The organism is Acinetobacter sp. YH16053, from assembly GCF_013417035.1.
GTDB lineage: Bacteria > Pseudomonadota > Gammaproteobacteria > Pseudomonadales > Moraxellaceae > Acinetobacter > Acinetobacter towneri.
This window is the reverse complement of record NZ_VPEP01000003.1, coordinates 303,044-319,559: the sequence shown is the minus strand read 5'-3', so window position 1 is coordinate 319,559 and position 16,516 is coordinate 303,044. Positions and strand designations below refer to the sequence as shown.

At 42.2% G+C, this 16,516-nt stretch carries 15 protein-coding genes, 1 rRNA gene and 1 pseudogene; 6 read left to right on the top strand and 11 right to left on the bottom strand.

What is annotated here, in order from left to right; genetic code table 11:
• The 4 genes from FTV43_RS15890 to FTV43_RS04880 form a co-directional block, all read right to left on the bottom strand.
• A 16S ribosomal RNA gene (locus FTV43_RS15890) occupies positions 1-77 on the bottom strand; the annotation flags it as partial.
• 458 nt (positions 78-535) lie between these two features.
• On the bottom strand, positions 536-1,618 hold the full coding sequence (locus FTV43_RS04890; RefSeq protein WP_104853049.1) for a DUF6670 family protein: 1,083 nt from the start codon (positions 1,616-1,618) through the stop codon (positions 536-538).
• A 40-nt stretch (positions 1,619-1,658) separates the two neighbouring features.
• Complete coding sequence (pssA, locus tag FTV43_RS04885) at positions 1,659-2,483, bottom strand: CDP-diacylglycerol--serine O-phosphatidyltransferase (protein ID WP_004976213.1); 825 nt, start codon at positions 2,481-2,483, stop codon at positions 1,659-1,661.
• 43 nt (positions 2,484-2,526) lie between these two features.
• Complete coding sequence (locus FTV43_RS04880) at positions 2,527-3,384, bottom strand: 23S rRNA (adenine(2030)-N(6))-methyltransferase RlmJ (RefSeq protein WP_026438537.1); 858 nt, start codon at positions 3,382-3,384, stop codon at positions 2,527-2,529.
• A 116-nt stretch (positions 3,385-3,500) separates the two neighbouring features.
• Here FTV43_RS04880 and FTV43_RS04875 point away from each other — a divergent pair, with 116 nt between their 5' ends.
• Positions 3,501-4,103 carry a 2OG-Fe(II) oxygenase gene (locus FTV43_RS04875; RefSeq protein ID WP_168418542.1) on the top strand — a complete coding sequence of 201 codons (603 nt, stop codon included), beginning with the start codon at positions 3,501-3,503 and terminating at the stop codon, positions 4,101-4,103.
• A 96-nt stretch (positions 4,104-4,199) separates the two neighbouring features.
• On the top strand, positions 4,200-4,727 hold the full coding sequence (locus FTV43_RS04870; protein WP_168418541.1) for a hypothetical protein: 528 nt from the start codon (positions 4,200-4,202) through the stop codon (positions 4,725-4,727).
• Positions 4,728-4,769: 42 nt separating this feature from the next.
• Here FTV43_RS04870 and FTV43_RS04865 read toward each other — a convergent pair whose 3' ends face one another.
• The 6 genes and pseudogenes from FTV43_RS04865 to FTV43_RS04840 form a co-directional block, all read right to left on the bottom strand.
• Positions 4,770-5,027 carry a DUF2789 family protein gene (locus tag FTV43_RS04865; RefSeq protein WP_026438536.1) on the bottom strand — a complete coding sequence of 86 codons (258 nt, stop codon included), beginning with the start codon at positions 5,025-5,027 and terminating at the stop codon, positions 4,770-4,772.
• A gap of 158 nt (positions 5,028-5,185) precedes the next feature.
• Positions 5,186-5,434, bottom strand: coding sequence for a DUF2789 family protein (locus tag FTV43_RS04860; RefSeq protein ID WP_004976204.1), 249 nt, complete (start codon positions 5,432-5,434; stop codon positions 5,186-5,188).
• Between the two features lie 268 nt (positions 5,435-5,702).
• A pseudogene (locus FTV43_RS04855) lies at positions 5,703-6,960 on the bottom strand (YeeE/YedE family protein).
• 239 nt (positions 6,961-7,199) lie between these two features.
• A complete protein-coding gene (locus FTV43_RS04850; protein ID WP_104853045.1) occupies positions 7,200-8,186 on the bottom strand; it encodes a malate dehydrogenase in 987 nt (328 codons plus the stop codon).
• A 204-nt stretch (positions 8,187-8,390) separates the two neighbouring features.
• Complete coding sequence (locus FTV43_RS04845) at positions 8,391-9,038, bottom strand: ribonuclease I (protein WP_179994979.1); 648 nt, start codon at positions 9,036-9,038, stop codon at positions 8,391-8,393.
• Positions 9,039-9,144: 106 nt separating this feature from the next.
• Positions 9,145-11,031 carry a lytic transglycosylase domain-containing protein gene (locus FTV43_RS04840; protein ID WP_179994989.1) on the bottom strand — a complete coding sequence of 629 codons (1,887 nt, stop codon included), beginning with the start codon at positions 11,029-11,031 and terminating at the stop codon, positions 9,145-9,147.
• 359 nt (positions 11,032-11,390) lie between these two features.
• Here FTV43_RS04840 and miaB point away from each other — a divergent pair, with 359 nt between their 5' ends.
• The 3 genes from miaB to ybeY are packed head-to-tail and all read left to right on the top strand — an operon-like array spanning position 11,391 to position 14,484.
• Complete coding sequence (gene miaB, locus FTV43_RS04835; RefSeq protein ID WP_168418537.1) at positions 11,391-12,845, top strand: tRNA (N6-isopentenyl adenosine(37)-C2)-methylthiotransferase MiaB; 1,455 nt, start codon at positions 11,391-11,393, stop codon at positions 12,843-12,845.
• Positions 12,846-12,884: 39 nt separating this feature from the next.
• Positions 12,885-13,958, top strand: a complete 1,074-nt coding sequence (locus FTV43_RS04830; protein WP_070155261.1) for a PhoH family protein — start codon at positions 12,885-12,887, stop codon at positions 13,956-13,958.
• A 43-nt stretch (positions 13,959-14,001) separates the two neighbouring features.
• A complete protein-coding gene (gene ybeY / locus FTV43_RS04825; protein ID WP_004976192.1) occupies positions 14,002-14,484 on the top strand; it encodes an rRNA maturation RNase YbeY in 483 nt (160 codons plus the stop codon).
• Between the two features lie 212 nt (positions 14,485-14,696).
• On the opposite strand, the gene FTV43_RS04820 is transcribed toward ybeY, so the two are convergent.
• Entirely contained in the window at positions 14,697-15,554 is an 858-nt protein-coding gene (locus tag FTV43_RS04820; protein WP_218950777.1) for an energy transducer TonB, read from the bottom strand.
• 275 nt (positions 15,555-15,829) lie between these two features.
• Between FTV43_RS04820 and FTV43_RS04815 the strand changes: the two genes are divergently transcribed.
• Positions 15,830-16,504 (top strand): hypothetical protein, encoded by a 675-nt coding sequence (locus FTV43_RS04815; RefSeq protein ID WP_179994977.1) that lies wholly within the window; start codon positions 15,830-15,832, stop codon positions 16,502-16,504.
• Positions 16,505-16,516 lie beyond the last annotated feature (12 nt).

The window sequence follows — 16,516 nt, the reverse complement described above, 5'->3', positions numbered from 1 at the left end:
AACCTCGCCCGCTCGACTTGCATGTGTTAAGCCTGCCGCCAGCGTTCAATCTGAGCCATGATCAAACTCTTCAGTTAAAATCATTTTGAAGTTTTAATCTAAACTTCCAAATCTGGCTCATCAATTTTCTGACTTAAATTTCGCTCAAATAAACTTCGAGTAATTTAAACCAATCAATCAATGATAATATTTCGATCAATCAATCAGTAAAAATCCACACAAGTTGTTCTTCATAATCTCTTAATGATCTTCTCGATGCTTCGTCAGCATCAAGCTAGGTCGGCTATATTACGCTTTATTTCTAAAGTGTCAACTGGTAATTTAAATTATTTTAAACTTTCTTTCTAAAACCCAACTTAATCAAGCTCAATCAAGTCATTGTTTTATCAGAAGTTTTAATCTTCATCACCGCCGATGGATGTGCATTATAGGGCAAATATTTCGCCTTGCAACCCCTCTTTTTAAGTTTTATCAGTTTTTTAGTCCGAACGGTTAATTATTCAGCAAAATACTTCACTTTTCCACAAAATACTGTTTATTTCTTTTTCTTGATCATAAAAGGTTCAGGATTCATAACTACATCTGGCATTTTTTCTGGCTGATCATGTTCCTGCCATTTCAGTGCGCGGCAGTCGATATATTCACAATAGCCGCCTTCACCTTGTTGTTGATCTCCATTTATAGCCAACTGATATTGAAAACTTCCGACATAACCTGCTGCAGCCCCAAATTTAAAATCACCACGACTCTGCGCCTGTAAATGAATTGAGGTGCCATCTTCATCTTGATAACGCCATTCAAACTCACGTGGCAAATACATACACTGACCTGTTGGCGTTTTTACTTTTGGATAAACCCGTTGAATATTAAATTGTACTTGCCCATCAAATACCCGAGTTTGCTCCGTGTTCGCATTTCGCAGATAGATTCGAGATTGCAAAATTCGATTCAACACATCACGACTTTGTAGCAATATCATTTGTTGCTGATGATTCAGATTAATCACTTGATAGCAAAAAAATGCCACAGCGAAATAAGGAAACTGGATTGAGCGGGCAAACTCAAAACTACCCAATTGCTCAATCTGAAAATGCTGATCTTTATAGCGTACACTTCCCTGACACTGACACAGCAAAGACCAATGTTCTGCCAAATTCATTCGCAATTTAGTGAAATATGAAATTGTAGAGCTTGTGGTGATCTTTAAATCAAAGCTAAGTTCGCTATCTTCACGTTGAATATGAAATTGCGGAAAGTGTCCAGTAATGCGCTCTTTATTGGCAAACTGAAAATACTCTGCAGTAAATACGCAATCATGTTGTATTGAATAATGATTGGACTGCCCCACCATGTGTGGGCTGCTACTACAAAGAATACTGGCTGTGTCTAAAGCTGAGGTTGTAATCACATTTTCAGGGCGCAGCATTGCGGTATTTAGGCTGCCCAATAAACCAATAAAGTTGAGATAATGTAAGGGTGCAGGCAAATTAGGAAGAATTAAGCCCTGATAGATAAATTTATAATGATGTTTTGGGGCGTGATAAGGCAGTTTGGCGGTTGCCGCAGGAGTTTGATTGAGTTGTTTGGAACGATCGAGAAAATCTTGAAACAGCTGCATATCAAACTCCTTGTGAGTTGATGCTTTTATGAAAGCTTAATTAACTCACTGCATTTTTTCTTGCCATAAAAGTGGTCACAAAACCTGAAAGTGCATAAATAATTGAAATCACTAAAATTCCAACAGGAATATTATAAGTCATGGCTGCAAGGATAAATACTGCGATTGGCAATACAAAAAACGGCACACGCTTACGATCAAAGGTTTTAAATGAATAATATTTAATATTGGAAATCATCAACAATCCTACTGCAATAATAATCACAGCATTGAGGATTTGTAGACCAATTTCACGAATATCATACAGTTCAGGAAAATCCCGTCCTACCCAAACCAGCGACACGATAATCAGCGCAGCCAAAGGACTTGCAACACCAATAAAGTAGCGTTTATCGACCACACCAATTTGCACATTAAAACGCGCCAAACGGAATGCGGCACAAGCCGTATAAACAAAGCAAGCCGCCAAGCCGATACGACCTAAATCATGCAAACTCCAGCTATACATCAAAATCGCAGGTGCAACACCAAAAGCGAGCATATCGGATAATGAATCAAACTGTTCGCCAAATGGACTTTGCGCACCAATCGCACGTGCCACACGACCATCTAAACCATCAAACAATGCTGCTAGAAAAATGGCATAAATCGCTTGGCTAAATTCGCCATTCATACTGGCAATAATGGAGTAAAAACCCGACAGCAAGGCTGCCGTGGTAATCAGGTTTGGCCACAGATAGATACCACGACGTTTCACCTTTTGCCCTTCACGGGTATGTTCTTCTTCCACCACTTCAAATGTAATTCCGTCATGCTCAAGATCACGGGAACTATATTCTCCTTCGGGTTTGGATGTGTTTGTCATTATTTTGTGTCCTAACTGTAACCTGAACGTCTATTTAAATTTTTTATTCGCCAACTAACCAACGCACTGCAGCATGTCCACCATGTTCTTGCATACGCAAGTGCGGGAACAACCATTGCAGGGCTTCATCTGCATCTTCAGAGAATTTCCATGGTGGATTAATCACCAATAAACCACAACCGTTTAAGCCCACAGGAGTATCGTCAGGCCACACACAAATTTCACAAATGAGTTGACGGCGAATACCTGTTTTAAACATTTTCTTTTCAAAACGTTCAATCATGGCGCGGTCTTTAATTGGATACCACACCGCAAATACGCCTGTTGGCCATTTTTTATGTGCAGCTGCCAATAATTCAACCAACTGAGGGAAATCTTTACGTTCCAATTCATACGGTGGATCAATCATCACCAAACCGCGTTTTTCTTTTGGTGGAATGACGCCCAATAAACCTTCGTAAGCATCACGCTCATGTAAACCTGCGCGTTTGTCACGAATGTTATGACGCAATTGCTGGAATACATCGCGCTGCATTTCAAAAATAGTTGCTTTGTCGATGTCACGCATACCTTGTAAAGCAAACCATGGCGAACCGGGATATGCACCTTGCCCATCCGTTTCACGCATTGCTTCAACCAGTTTTAAATACTGCTGTACGCCTTCTGGTGCCTGACGTTTGATTGAATCATCTAGTTTCACTAAACGGTGAATACCATTTAAAAATTCGCCCGATTTTTGTGCAGGTGCTAAAGATAAGTCATATTTACCCGCACCGCCATGTGTATCGACATAGCGATAAGGTTTATCTTTGGCATTTAAACGTGTCAGAATTTGCAGCAATAAAACATGCTTCATGACATCGGCAAAGTTGCCCGCATGGAAATGGTGACGATAATTCATGTTTGGTTCATTCCTAAAATCAACCGCTATTTTAGCATGAAAAAAAGTTTCATTCAGGAGCTTGTATTCCTCTAAAATAACCAACTCTCAATTTCATCTTTTTCTGAGTATTTTATATGGACGCTACACTTCTCCCAAAGTCCTGGAATGTTGATCGAATTCTTGAAGATTTGGATCAACATGGTTTTGCAATAATTGATGATGCTTATTCACCCGAATATCAACAACAATTGCTGCTAGAGTGTAGTCAAAATTTAGATCAATTTCGTGAAGCCGCCATTCAAAATGGTGTGGTCAGCAATATTCGTAGCGATCATATTTTATGGATTCATGAAAACTTAAGCACAGCCCATCAACATACCCAAACGCTTTTAGCCTTAGCTGAGCAATTCAATCAGGCGTTTTATTTGGGTATTCGTGAAGTCGAAGCACATTTTGCCAGTTATCAAACTGGGTCTTTTTACGCCTTGCACCGTGACAACCCTCAACAGAAAAATGATCGGGTGATTTCTGCCGTTTATTATTTGCACAGTGAATGGCAGCCTGACTGGGGTGGTCAGCTCCGCCTACAAGATAAACACGACCAATGGCATATTATTGAACCATCACCGAACCGTTTAGCCATTTTTCAAAGTGATTTATTGCATGAGGTTTTGCTCGCCAAGCAACAACGCCTATCTATCACAGCGTGGTTACGCAGTGGCAATACGCTTTGGTAAATTTGCTAAAAATGCTTGCAGTTTTTCCAGTGCTTTGGCTTTAAAAGCTCAAATCTGCCCCGATGTATAGCCCATATTGCAACAAGGAATTCACCAATGCGCCATTCGACTCAACAACTTATTCAACGTATTGGTGAAACTGACCAACTTTTCTTACAAGGGAACACCCCAGAACTAGCTTTGGAACGTGCCGATTTACGCTTACAACTGGTCAGTTTAAGTGAGTTGCGCCAAGAGCAGATTTACTTTTTGCAAGAAGCCATTGTGCTATTGGAACAAGGTCGCGTTGAATTTGAAGAAATGCCTTTGTCGCTGTATATCAATCTATCTTTGCATTTGGCCAAAGCATATATGATGTATTTTGAGCTCACGCGTGATGCCAAATATGCACTAATTACCCAGCAAATTTTAAAAGCCATGACCCATTATGCACATGGTGATATTTTCTTTTTCTTGGCCTATGCCAGCGCCAGTAAAAATGAAACTGCACTATGCCGCCATTGGCTAGGAAAATACAGTAAAACTGCCGAGTTTGATTTGGAGTTATTGCAGATTCACCCTGCCTTTAATGTTTACCAAACTGAAGTGTGGTTTAAACAGATGCTTAAAAGCAGAATGCATTAAAACGCCTCGTATTGAGGCGTTAGCATAAATATGAAATGGTTTTTATACTGCTTGCAAACGATAAGCATCTAAGTGTAGCTGTTGATTGAGTTCATCAATCCAAATGGCCCAGTCATCATCCTGTACCAAATGACTGATTAAAAATTCACGTTGCGATTTATTCCAAAACGGCGCTTCATGTAAATTAATCTGCGCAGGTAATTGATGTGTACGTACATACAGTTCAATGGCTGCAGGGCTACTGGCTAAACCGAGCTGGCTGAATAACATGGCTAATGATGGAGTATTTTGCATGAGCACCTTGCCCCCTTTATTAGTTTATTTGTAATTCCTTATTGAACCAACTTATAACAATTTGCATAAAAAACCCAGTCCTTTGACTGGGTTTGTTGTATCTTTTTGTGATTAATTTTTTGAGCTGCTCTCACTCAAGTTTTTATAACCATACTTCACGCCATTTACGTACTTGGATGCTGATCACTATGCAATTGCTCATTCAGCGTTTCAATCACAATGGCCCAGTCATCATCTTTTTTCCAATGGCTTTGTAGAAATTGCCGCTGACCCTCTGTCCAAAATTCAGCACAGTGTAATTTGGTTTCTGCGGGCAATTGATGTTCACGAATAAATTGATCAATTGCAGCATCATCTGCATCTAGACCCAATTGTTGAAATAACAGTTCTAAAGTTGGTTGTTGATCAAACATGACATCCTCCTTTAACTCTTTCAGTGATTAAGATGACTGTAACTCGCTTTATTCAAGCATTCAGCAGCAGCCGAGTTGCAGCATGTTATTTTTTGTACAACACCACCGTTTCTGTGCAAGTTTCAAAGCATGCAATACAAGTAAGAATGAATCAGAAATTGTTGATAAGAATCATGTCGGATGTTTAGCTTAAAGCTGTAAAGAGACTACAAAATAAAAAAGCCAGTCAAAATTTACGCTGACTGGCTGAATAGGTTTAGTTTTAAATTTAGCAACCTGTTAATTTTTCAGGTTGTGGCTTTTCACTTGGAAAGAAAATTGGGCGCAGTTTTACGCCAATTGCATTCCCCATAAAAGCAAATACCAACCACAACCAACCATGCACACTTCCTGAAGCTATACCGCTGAAGTAAGCACCGATATTACAACCGTATGCTAAACGTGCGCCATAGCCAAGTAATAGGCCACCAACAACTGCTGCAACCAGTGAGCGACGTGGAATATTAAAGTTAGGCGCAAACTTGCCTGCCAAACTCGCTGCAAGCAAAGCACCGAGCATGATGCCAAAATTCATCATCGAGGTAATGTCATGCCACAATGAATTTGCCAATGCTTTAGCATTGCCTGACTGCTGCCAATAATCCCAAGCGCTTACATCTACACCCGCAAAAACAGCAACTTTTGCAGCCCAAACTGCAAGCGCAGAAGTCACGCCCCACGGACGACCAGCCAATACCAAGGTAGCAAAATTCAGCAGCGTTAAAATAAGCCCACCCCAAATTAACGGCCAAGGACCTTTGAGGAAACGCTTCCAACCATGGTACTGACTTTGTGGCTCTGCCTCTAAACTGCCATGGCGTTTCTTTTCAACCCATACTGTCACGGCTGCAATTAACGCAAAAATAACGAAACTCAACAGCAGCGCAGGAATCACCCCAAAGCTTTCTACAATAGAAATGGGTGCTAAATGTGGTAGGTTAAACCACCAATCCAAATGTGATGTTGCAATCAACGAACCTAAGCAAAAGAAGAATAAGGTCACCAACATGCGGGCACTACCACCGCCAACGGTGTACAAAGTACCTGAAGCACAACCGCCGCCCAATTGCATACCAATACCAAAAATAAAGGCACCAATCATGACTGACATGGAAACAGGATTTACATTACCTTTGACAGGATTTCCAAATAATTCACCTGCCCCTAAAGCAGGGAAAAATAGCAATACCGCCAAACCCAACATGATCATTTGGGCACGCAACCCACGCCCACGCCCTTCTTTAATAAGGCTCTAGACTAGCAGAATAGATATGTTAGTCTAGAGCCTTAATAAATACGCGCCAGCTAGAAGTAAAGCCAAAAGAATCATGATACAAGGTCATCCCCAAAGCACCACCAATTAAAAATAACAGCGCTTGATTCAGACCAACAATTTGATAGGCACCCAAGGTACCCACAATTAACAAGATAAAAGCCACCCAAACCGAAACATTCGATCTTTGGGAAGCTGCAACAATAACAGACATGGAAGAGAGAATTTGAAAAAGGAAACCCGCGTATTCTACGCAATTTCCCCTACGCTGTAGGACTGACTGCTTATTTTATCGCAGATAATTCATTCTTATATCTGATAATAAATATAAGTAAATTTGATTTATAAGTCTTATTTTTATAAGAAATATGAACATAGAAAACAAAAGGCCAGTCAATAAAATTGACTGGCCTAACTCGTAACCGAGTTTTTAATTTAATCTAGAAGATTAAATTATTTAAGCATGTCAGCAATTGCTGCGCGCTCTTCTTCAAGTTCATTTAACGTGAAGTTGATACGCTCACGGCTGAACTCGTCGATTTCAAGACCTTGAACGATTTTGTACTCGCCATTTTCGCAAGTTACAGGGAAACCGAACATTACGCCTTCAGGAATACCGTAAGAACCATCAGAAGGGATACCCATCGTTACCCATTCGCCGTTTGTGCCAAGCGCCCAGTCACGCATGTGGTCAATTGCAGCGTTTGCAGCAGAAGCAGCAGAAGATAAACCACGCGCTTCGATGATCGCAGCACCACGCTTACCAACAGTTGGAAGAAATACGTCTTTGTTCCATTCTGCATCGTTGATTTTGTCTTTTAAGCTTTCTCCATTTGCAGTTGCAAAACGGTAGTCAGCATACATTGTTGGAGAGTGGTTACCCCAAACTGTCATTGTTTTGATGTCAGAAACAGCAACGCCAGCTTTTTGAGCAAGTTGAGTTAACGCGCGGTTGTGGTCAAGACGTAACATTGCTGTGAAGTTTTTCGCTGGAAGATCTGGAGCAGATTTCATTGCGATGTAAGCATTCGTGTTCGCTGGGTTACCAACAACTAGAACTTTAACATCACGGCTAGCAACTTCGTTAAGTGCTTGACCTTGACCAATAAAGATTTCACCGTTTACTTTAAGAAGGTCAGCACGCTCCATACCAGGACCACGTGGACGAGAACCAACCAATAACGCGTAGTCAGCATCTTTAAATGCCACTTTAGGATCATCAGTACCGATCATGCCAGCCAATAATGGGAAAGCACAGTCGTCAAGTTCCATCATTACGCCTTTAAGCGCAGCTTGAGCTTTCTCAAAAGGAACTTCTAATAATTGAAGGATAACTGGTTGGTCTTTACCCAACATTTCACCGCTAGCGATACGGAATAATAGGCTGTAACCAATTTGACCAGCAGCGCCAGTAACGGCAACGCGAACAGGTTGCTTCATGTAATTATCTCCAATTGAGAGGATAGTCAATGCGATTAAATAGCTGTTCTATCTAATCTTAATAATCATAAACGCGAAAGATTGTACTCCAATCATTCAGCGGATGCATGCAAAAGCGCATCAAATTCCACAAAAGTCTGATAGAAAATATGAATAAAATTTCTCAAAAAGCTTAAAATTCAGAAATTACAGTCACCTAGCAAACTAGTAAGAACCTTTAATGACAAACTGATTCGGGCAATTTGATTCAATCGCTGCACCGCACTGCTTATAGCGTCCTGCGGTGTTATAACAAATTTTGATTTCAGTTAAATAACTTTTACCTTGATGGTTAGAGCACTGAAAATGCACGCTTTTTGATGACATACCTGAATTGGACTTGAGAAACAAACTCCGTAGTTGTGACAATTGCACCGTCTGCGAGTCTTGGCCTGTCAATACCGAAGGCACGTTCATCCGATCAGCATTGTTAATGATCATACGGAAATACTGACTGGCATTCATGGGCACACAACCACCAATGGCTTGCCACAATTGTACCCGTGCTGCTTCATCAGGCATGACCCGCGCCACCACTTTGGCTTGTAAAGGTGGCAACTTTGCCGATGATTGAGTGCTACACTCGCGCGCAGCAACTTCAGGATATAAGCCTTCAATATTCAGTGAGTAGCCTTCTAAACATTTACGCTTTTTGCTTTTGCTCGAATCGATTAAACACACGGCGGGCGTCATTTGCACGGACATCACATAGCCTTGCACGGGGGCAGAAAATGTATTTTGCGTACACAAAACCAAAGCTGTACCACTCAAACCGAGCAATGTAACTTGAATTGGCTGTAAAACTGTACTCATCCACATTTTCAATGCTTCAGCCCCCTAAATTCTTATACACCCAATGACTCACGCATCTATATATCAACACGCATGATCATCTAACTGTATCACTTGTAACATTTTCCTAAGGTGTATTCCGAGATGGAATATGTTGCATACGACTACTCATCGATTGTCCCCCCTGCCCCAACAACACACCATAATGTGTGGCATTGGTCATGACATGCTTGACATAGTCACGTGTTTCTAACAATGGAATACTCTCGGTATATTGGTCTGCAGCAATCGCTTGAAACTCGGGCTGCCAACGACGTGCACGGTTCGGCCCTGCGTTATATCCCGCTGTGGCGAGTACTGGACTATTGCTTAACTGTCTCTGAATGGTCGACAAATAAAATGTGCCATAACGAATATTGGTATTCATATCACTTAGCGCGGCAGGATTATAAGTTTCACCCATTTGTCGTGCAACTAAACGTGCCGTATCGGGCATGATTTGCATTAGCCCACCTGCGCCGACATGCGAACGCGCAGTAGTATTAAAACGGCTTTCCTGACGCATCAAACCATAAGCCCAAGCAGGATCAATACCTGCATTTTGACTATGACTCACCACATAATTACGGTGTGGCATTGCATAACGGTAACTGTAGTTGTGCTTATTCACAGTACGGTCTGCCGCATAAATCGCACGGTCGTACCACCCCATATCGGTCGCACGTTTGGCAGCTGCCAAAATCAAACCATCATCCTGTCTTAAATAAGCCTGACGTACTGCCCAGTTCCATTCACGATTCACATAATTGGCGGGCGCATTAATTTCACGTAAGGCAAAAGCACGGTTAAAGTGAATATCCTGATTTAAACGCTGTAAATCATTGGTTGTCGGCTGGCTATTTACTGGAATGGCATTGTAACGCTGCCCAAGACGATCTTTTGCTAATAAGTTGTGATAATCATCGCCCTGTGCCAACTGTTTATAAATATTTTGCGCGCTGCGTTTCGATGCTGCATCATTGCGTTGTTCTGAAGCACGAGCCAACCAGTATTGCCAACGGTCTTCTTGTTTCTGAGTCACACTCATGCTGTCTACTGCACGAATCACACTTTCCCATGCACCAAAGCGGATGGCCTGTCGGGCATAGATTTCTGCTTCTTCGGGGCTAAATGGCAAGCCATAACTGGCATCTAAGGCGCTTAACACTTCACGGTTGAAATTATTTTTCATCACCGTGGTGCCACCAATATAGCCTACTGCACGGTGCAACGCTTTTTGTACGGCATCGGGTGTACCCTCTGCACTCCGTTTTAGTGAAGACAAGGCCGAATCCAGATCACTGTCAGCCAAACGACCTATGGCATAAATTAAATAAGCGTGATCTTCATTGCTGGCTTTTGGGGCCGACCATAAATAATTCAGTGGATTGGCCTGAATACTGTTCAGTTGTGCCAAACTCAGATTCATACCTAAACTTTGCGCAGTCGCCAAAGCTTGCCCGGACTGCCCTGCACGCAGTTGTCCCCACAAACGCTGCTGCTTGTCTTGCTGAGTCATAATTGGACTAGAGAGCATCATTCGACCTAGACCTGTACAAGATTCAGGTTGTGAGTTCGTGGTCAACCAAACATCTTTAAATTCCGCGACCACCAAAGGATCACCCGAACGGGTACGAACTTGTGCCATGGCACAGCTTTCGGCCTGATCAGCATTACTCACATAGGCAAGCACAGGTTGTGCACTGCTAAAATCGGCCTGTTTCACTTTTTCTTCGATGTAATCGGCTGCGAGTTTTTCTGCCATCGCTGATTGTGGATGGCGCTGTGCAAACTGAACAATTGCACTGGCAGGTTGCATGCCCAAATTGGTGTTCAATGCCCAGTATTCAGGATAGTAGCCCAAAACATCATTTTGCATGGCATATTGATACTGCTGCAATAAATCGACATCACCTGAATTGGCTGCACGCAGTGCATCATTAAACTGTTCATTTGCGGCATGCGTACCCGTCATCACGGCAAGCGAAACCAGACTTAGCACAAGCTTTTTCGTTAATTTATTATTTTGTTTCATCATTTGCAGCATTCGCTTGCTTTCGGTCATTTACTTCCGCCTCGAGGTCCGCATCTCATCTTTAGGTTTAGTTTAATTAGTCTAGAACCGCAGTTGTGTTCTGTTATGTAACCTTCTGATTAGACACTATTAATCTTACAACTCATGTTCAAACAAATTTCTTCATATTTCAATCAGCTGTTGTGCTGATTTAAGGCTGTCAGTTTAGCGTGAATTCCTGCTAAAATATGCGCCTTTCTTTTGTCTAATGACGTTTATTTTTTATAAACGATTTAGTGAACTATCTCTTAGGAGCCTACATGACGGTTCAAACCTTCATCCCCAATGGTGCCCAAGCTGCCTCAGAAAACACTGTTACCCAGCCACAGCACACCCCAGCCGACGGTTCAGTCAAAAAACTGTATATCGAAACGCAAGGGTGTCAGATGAATGAGTATGACAGTCACCGTATGGCAGACCTTTTAGGCGATTCTCACGGCTATGTACTGACCAGCAACCCTGCTGATGCCGATATTCTGCTCATGAATACCTGTTCGATTCGTGAAAAAGCGCAGGAAAAGGTGTTTTCTGAATTAGGTCGCTGGCGTAAGCTGAAAGAAAAAAATCCTGATTTGGTGATTGGCGTAGGCGGTTGCGTCGCTTCTCAGGAAGGCGACAATATTCAAAAGCGTGCCCCGTATGTGGATATGATTTTTGGTCCACAAACCTTGCACCGTTTACCGCAAATGCTTGATCAACACCACGATCAGGTCGAAAAACCAAAGAAAGAAAAAATCAAACTGGTGGATATTTCTTTCCCAGACATCGAAAAGTTCGACTTCCTACCTGAGCCGCGAGTTGAAGGCTTTAAGGCCTTTGTATCGATTATGGAAGGCTGTTCAAAATACTGCTCATTCTGTGTCGTGCCATATACCCGTGGTGAAGAAGTTTCACGTCCTTTAGATGACGTATTGGCTGAAATTGCGACTTTGGCAGAAAAAGGTGTACGTGAAATTAGCTTGCTCGGTCAAAACGTGAATGGTTACCGTGGTGAGACTTTTGACGGCAAAATTTGTACTTTCGCAGATTTACTGCGTTTAGTTGCCGAAGTGCCTGGCATTGGTCGTATTCGTTACACCACATCACACCCGCTTGAATTTAATGATGATTTAATTCAATGCTACCGTGATTTACCGCAAATGGTGTCGCATTTACACTTACCTGTACAAAGTGGCTCAAACGATGTGCTACAAGCCATGAAGCGTAACCACACCATTGATGTGTATATCGACAAGATTGCCAAATTACGTAAAGTGCGCCCAGATATGCATTTATCTAGCGATTTTATTATTGGCTTCCCTGGTGAAACCGATCAAAACTTTGAAGAAACTTATCAGTTTATTCAAGAGATGGATTTTGACCACTCGTACAGTTTCATCTATTCAAAACGTCCAGGTACGCCTGCATCTGAACTTGAAGACACCACACCTGAAGATGTGAAAAAAGAGCGTTTGGCCAAAGTCCAACAATGGATCAAACAATCGAGTATTGATAAGACCGATGCCATGCTGGGTACGGTGCAACGTGTCCTGATTGAAAATGTTTCTGATAAAGATCCGAACATTTTGGTCGGCACAGCAGACAATACACGTTTAGTAACATTTATTGGTGACCCTGCTTGGGTCGGACGCTTTGCGGAGATTGAGATTACCGAGATTAAAACTTTGAATTTAGTTTATGGTGAACTCTTGAATCTTGAGCCTGACGTGGCGTAATGTAGGAGCTAAAGTCCAATAACAGATTAAGGAATTCTCTTGACTGCAGCGATTCGACGTACAGTAACTTTTCCTGGTATTTCAATGGAACGTTTAAAAAGCATGCTCGGTGCTTATAACGGACATTTGAAACAAATCGAACAACGCCTAGACGTCCAAATTTCCCATCGTGGTGACGCCTTTTTTATAGATGGGGAAATTGATGCAGTTGAGCGAGCCGAAACGCTCTTGCAACGCCTGCATGAAGAAGCGGAAAGTTCTGCACAAATCAGTGCAGACACGCTCCACATGATGATTCAAGGCAGTCAGACTGACCGTGAATTACAATCGGATGATGGGCAAGAGCATACTGGATTGGATGCTGTTTGGTTACAAACCCGCAAAGGCCGTATTAACCCACGCGGTGCCAACCAAAAGCGTTATGTTCAGCGTATTTTGCAAAGCGATATTTCTTTTGGTATTGGTCCTGCAGGTACAGGTAAAACCTATTTGGCCGTAGCTGCTGCCGTAGATATGCTGGAACGCAATGAAATTCAGCGAATTCTATTGGTGCGTCCTGCGGTTGAAGCAGGTGAAAAACTGGGTTTCCTACCTGGTGATTTAACCCAAAAAATTGACCCCTACTTGCGCCCACTTTATGACGCCCTATATGAAATGTTGGGTTTTGAGAAAGTGGCCAAACTCATTGAACGTCAAGTAATTGAAGTTGCGCCCCTAGCATATATGCGTGGTCGCACCCTAAATCACTCTTTTGTGATTTTGGATGAAGCGCAAAATACTACCCCTGAACAAATGAAAATGTTCCTGACTCGTTTAGGCTTCGGCTCACGTGCAGTCATTACTGGTGACGTGACTCAGGTTGATTTACCTCGTGGTCAGCAATCAGGTTTATCTCATGCGCTACGTGTCTTGGAAAATGTGCATGAAATTCACATCACACGTTTCCACTCACGCGATGTAGTCCGTCACCAGTTGGTGCAAAAAATTGTTGAAGCCTATGAAGGCTGGGACAGTGAGCAACAGCGTTTAAGTGCCGAAGCGCGTGCAGAACGTAAAGCGCGCCAGGAAGCATTAATTGCGGAAAATGATGCCGCAGCAGATGCACAGCACTAATCGCTGTGCGCTCTGCAACCTACTGAAGTATTAAGGATTCATTTTGAAATTAAGTCTCAGCCTGCAACAGGACATTCAAGCGCCTGAGCTGGTGTTAAAACGTGCCTATCTGAAAAAAGTAGTCGAAACCACTTTAAGACATATAGACACCCAAAGTGATTGTGAAATTGGAATTGCCTGTGTCGATCATGCCGAAAGTCACAAGCTCAATCTGGAATATCGCAAAAAAGACAAATCTACCAACGTCTTGTCTTTCCCAAGCGATTTACCCGATGAAATGGCACAAGTTTTGCCGAGCTTCCCTATTGGGGATTTGGTAATTTGTATTCCTGTGGTTTTACAGGAAGCTGCAGAACAAGCCAAAACACCATTAGCGCATTTCACTCACATGCTAGTACATGGCACGCTGCACCTTATGGGATATGATCATGAAACCTCAGATGAGGATGCCGAAGAAATGGAAGCTTTAGAAGTTGAGATTCTTGCCAAGTTGGGTTTGGATAATCCATACATGGAAAGAGATTGAATTTTAAGTTTTAGAAAATCATAAAAATAGCGGGCTAAGGCTCGCTTTTTTGTTTAAAACTACTCCCTCCCAATGGGAGGGAGAACATTCATTAGAGTCCCATGATTGCTAAATACCAGAAGAACATTGCTGCGTAAAGCAGAGAGTAGATTCTTGTTACTTGTCCACAAAGTCCTCTCTCCCTTTGGGAGAGAGCCAGAGAGAGGGAAAAACTAGCGCACCTCAAACTCAGCTTCAGCAGGGTCAAAACGCCACGTCCGTACAATCCGCAATTCAGAAATATCTTTCATTTTGGCATCAAATGCACCAAAAGGTGCGGCTTTACGCACCGAAGCTTTGGCTGCTTCATCTAGCATGGCATGTCCTGAACTTTCAATTAAACGAATGGCGCGAATCCCACCATTGTTGTTCAAAATCACCATTAAACGTACTTCGCCTGCCAAATTCTGTGCTTTGGCTTGTTCTGGATAATAACGGTTACCATAAAATTCGACTTTTTGACGGAATTTTTCCATATAACCAGCGGTGTTGTCTTGCTTGGCCTGAATCCCATCGATGGTTTTAATTTTTTGCTGACGGCTAAAATTTTGTTGGCGATGTAAATATTGCGCTTCAATACTGGCGACCATGGCAGCCTTAGCTTGGAATTGGCTATTCAACTCCTGCATGGCTTTTTTGCGCTGATTTTCTGCAGCCTGTTTTTGCCAACTGAGCGTGGTCATCAATACTTTTTCTTCAAAGTTTAATTCACGCTGTTGCTGCATACGCTCTAAACTTTCCAATTGCTGCTCCCCTGCACTTTGTTCAGTCATGGGTGCAGGCATATCACTCGACATGCGATGTTCTTCACGGAACGTACCTGAACCTTGCTGATCGGCTTGGGCTAAGAAATCTGCATCTTCAACTTTTGCATCGCTCATGCGTACCGATACCGCAATCTCTTTGACCGCAGCATCGCTTTGTTGCGGTGCAGCAAACTGCACGGCCAAAATTAATGCGTGCAATACAGCAGCCACCAGCAACGCTGCAGCAAAAATAGGATCTTTCCACCAATCTTGCGTAGAAGGCATCAATTGAATTTTTTTTAGCATCACATTAATCCGACAAAACGTCTGATTCCCCAAGCCGCCAAATGCGGTATAAACTAAAGAGCATATTACTTTGCTCAGTTTTTGCTTTTCTGCAAAACTGCGAAGTTCATCAAAAAGCTGACTACTGAGCCTTAAAATCTTAAAAATGGTGCAACTTATTTTGCTAAACTGCAAGCTTCTATGCCTGTATTTTTAATACAATTCGACAAAATATTTGTATCTGTAAAGAATGAATGAACGACTTGGACGGCCGTATGCAAACCCTGATCACCAATATCTCTCAACGTATCCGTCAAGTGTACCAAAAAGCGGAAGGATTTATTGAGGATGAACGTGAATTTCCATTATCTCAGGTCTTCTTAAATGCGACTTTTCAGCGCTTTGTGACCGATAATGTGAAAATGTTGCAAGATCTGCACGCAGACTTACACGACGACTGGTTACGTCTTTATGCAACCCTAGATTACAACGGCTTGAACATCACTCTGTCTGTCGATTTAAAATTAGTACAGATGGAATTGAATAAAGATACTCAGCTGATTGTGTTTGAACAAATTAGTGACACGCAGGTCATTGAGGCGAGTTATCCAAGCTTTTTACATAAAATCGCGGTTAAGTGTGCTTTATTTTACTATCAAAAAATACGCAATGATGACCCTTTAGGCATGATTTTAGAAAAACTCAAAGTCATTAAAGTCAAAGATGATTTGCTGCATTTAGATTTAAATCGCTGGTTGAGCAAAAGCCGCTCTATCATTGACACACTCAGCAAAGTTCATGTGAATCATGCGGTATTACGTGAAGCGGAATTGGTGCTCACTGGCAACGTCAATTTAACGGCGTTGTTCCGCAAAATGTCTGAAGAAAGACTAGAAGATGTGGAAGAATCTCTTGCAGATACGCAAGTCACACCGCTGAAACAAAAATAAAGCTAAGCTGAA

Coding starts and splice junctions, on each gene's coding strand:
- FTV43_RS04890 (WP_104853049.1), bottom strand. CDS start 1,618: ATGCAGCTGTTTCAAGATTTTCTCGATCGTTCCAAACAACTCAATCAA.
- pssA (WP_004976213.1), bottom strand. CDS start 2,483: ATGACAAACACATCCAAACCCGAAGGAGAATATAGTTCCCGTGATCTT.
- FTV43_RS04880 (WP_026438537.1), bottom strand. CDS start 3,384: ATGAATTATCGTCACCATTTCCATGCGGGCAACTTTGCCGATGTCATG.
- FTV43_RS04875 (WP_168418542.1), top strand. CDS start 3,501: ATGGACGCTACACTTCTCCCAAAGTCCTGGAATGTTGATCGAATTCTT.
- FTV43_RS04870 (WP_168418541.1), top strand. CDS start 4,200: ATGCGCCATTCGACTCAACAACTTATTCAACGTATTGGTGAAACTGAC.
- FTV43_RS04860 (WP_004976204.1), bottom strand. CDS start 5,434: ATGTTTGATCAACAACCAACTTTAGAACTGTTATTTCAACAATTGGGT.
- FTV43_RS04850 (WP_104853045.1), bottom strand. CDS start 8,186: ATGAAGCAACCTGTTCGCGTTGCCGTTACTGGCGCTGCTGGTCAAATT.
- FTV43_RS04845 (WP_179994979.1), bottom strand. CDS start 9,038: ATGAGTACAGTTTTACAGCCAATTCAAGTTACATTGCTCGGTTTGAGT.
- FTV43_RS04840 (WP_179994989.1), bottom strand. CDS start 11,031: ATGACGGGTACGCATGCCGCAAATGAACAGTTTAATGATGCACTGCGT.
- miaB (WP_168418537.1), top strand. CDS start 11,391: ATGACGGTTCAAACCTTCATCCCCAATGGTGCCCAAGCTGCCTCAGAA.
- FTV43_RS04820 (WP_218950777.1), bottom strand. CDS start 15,554: ATGCCTTCTACGCAAGATTGGTGGAAAGATCCTATTTTTGCTGCAGCG.
- FTV43_RS04815 (WP_179994977.1), top strand. CDS start 15,830: ATGCAAACCCTGATCACCAATATCTCTCAACGTATCCGTCAAGTGTAC.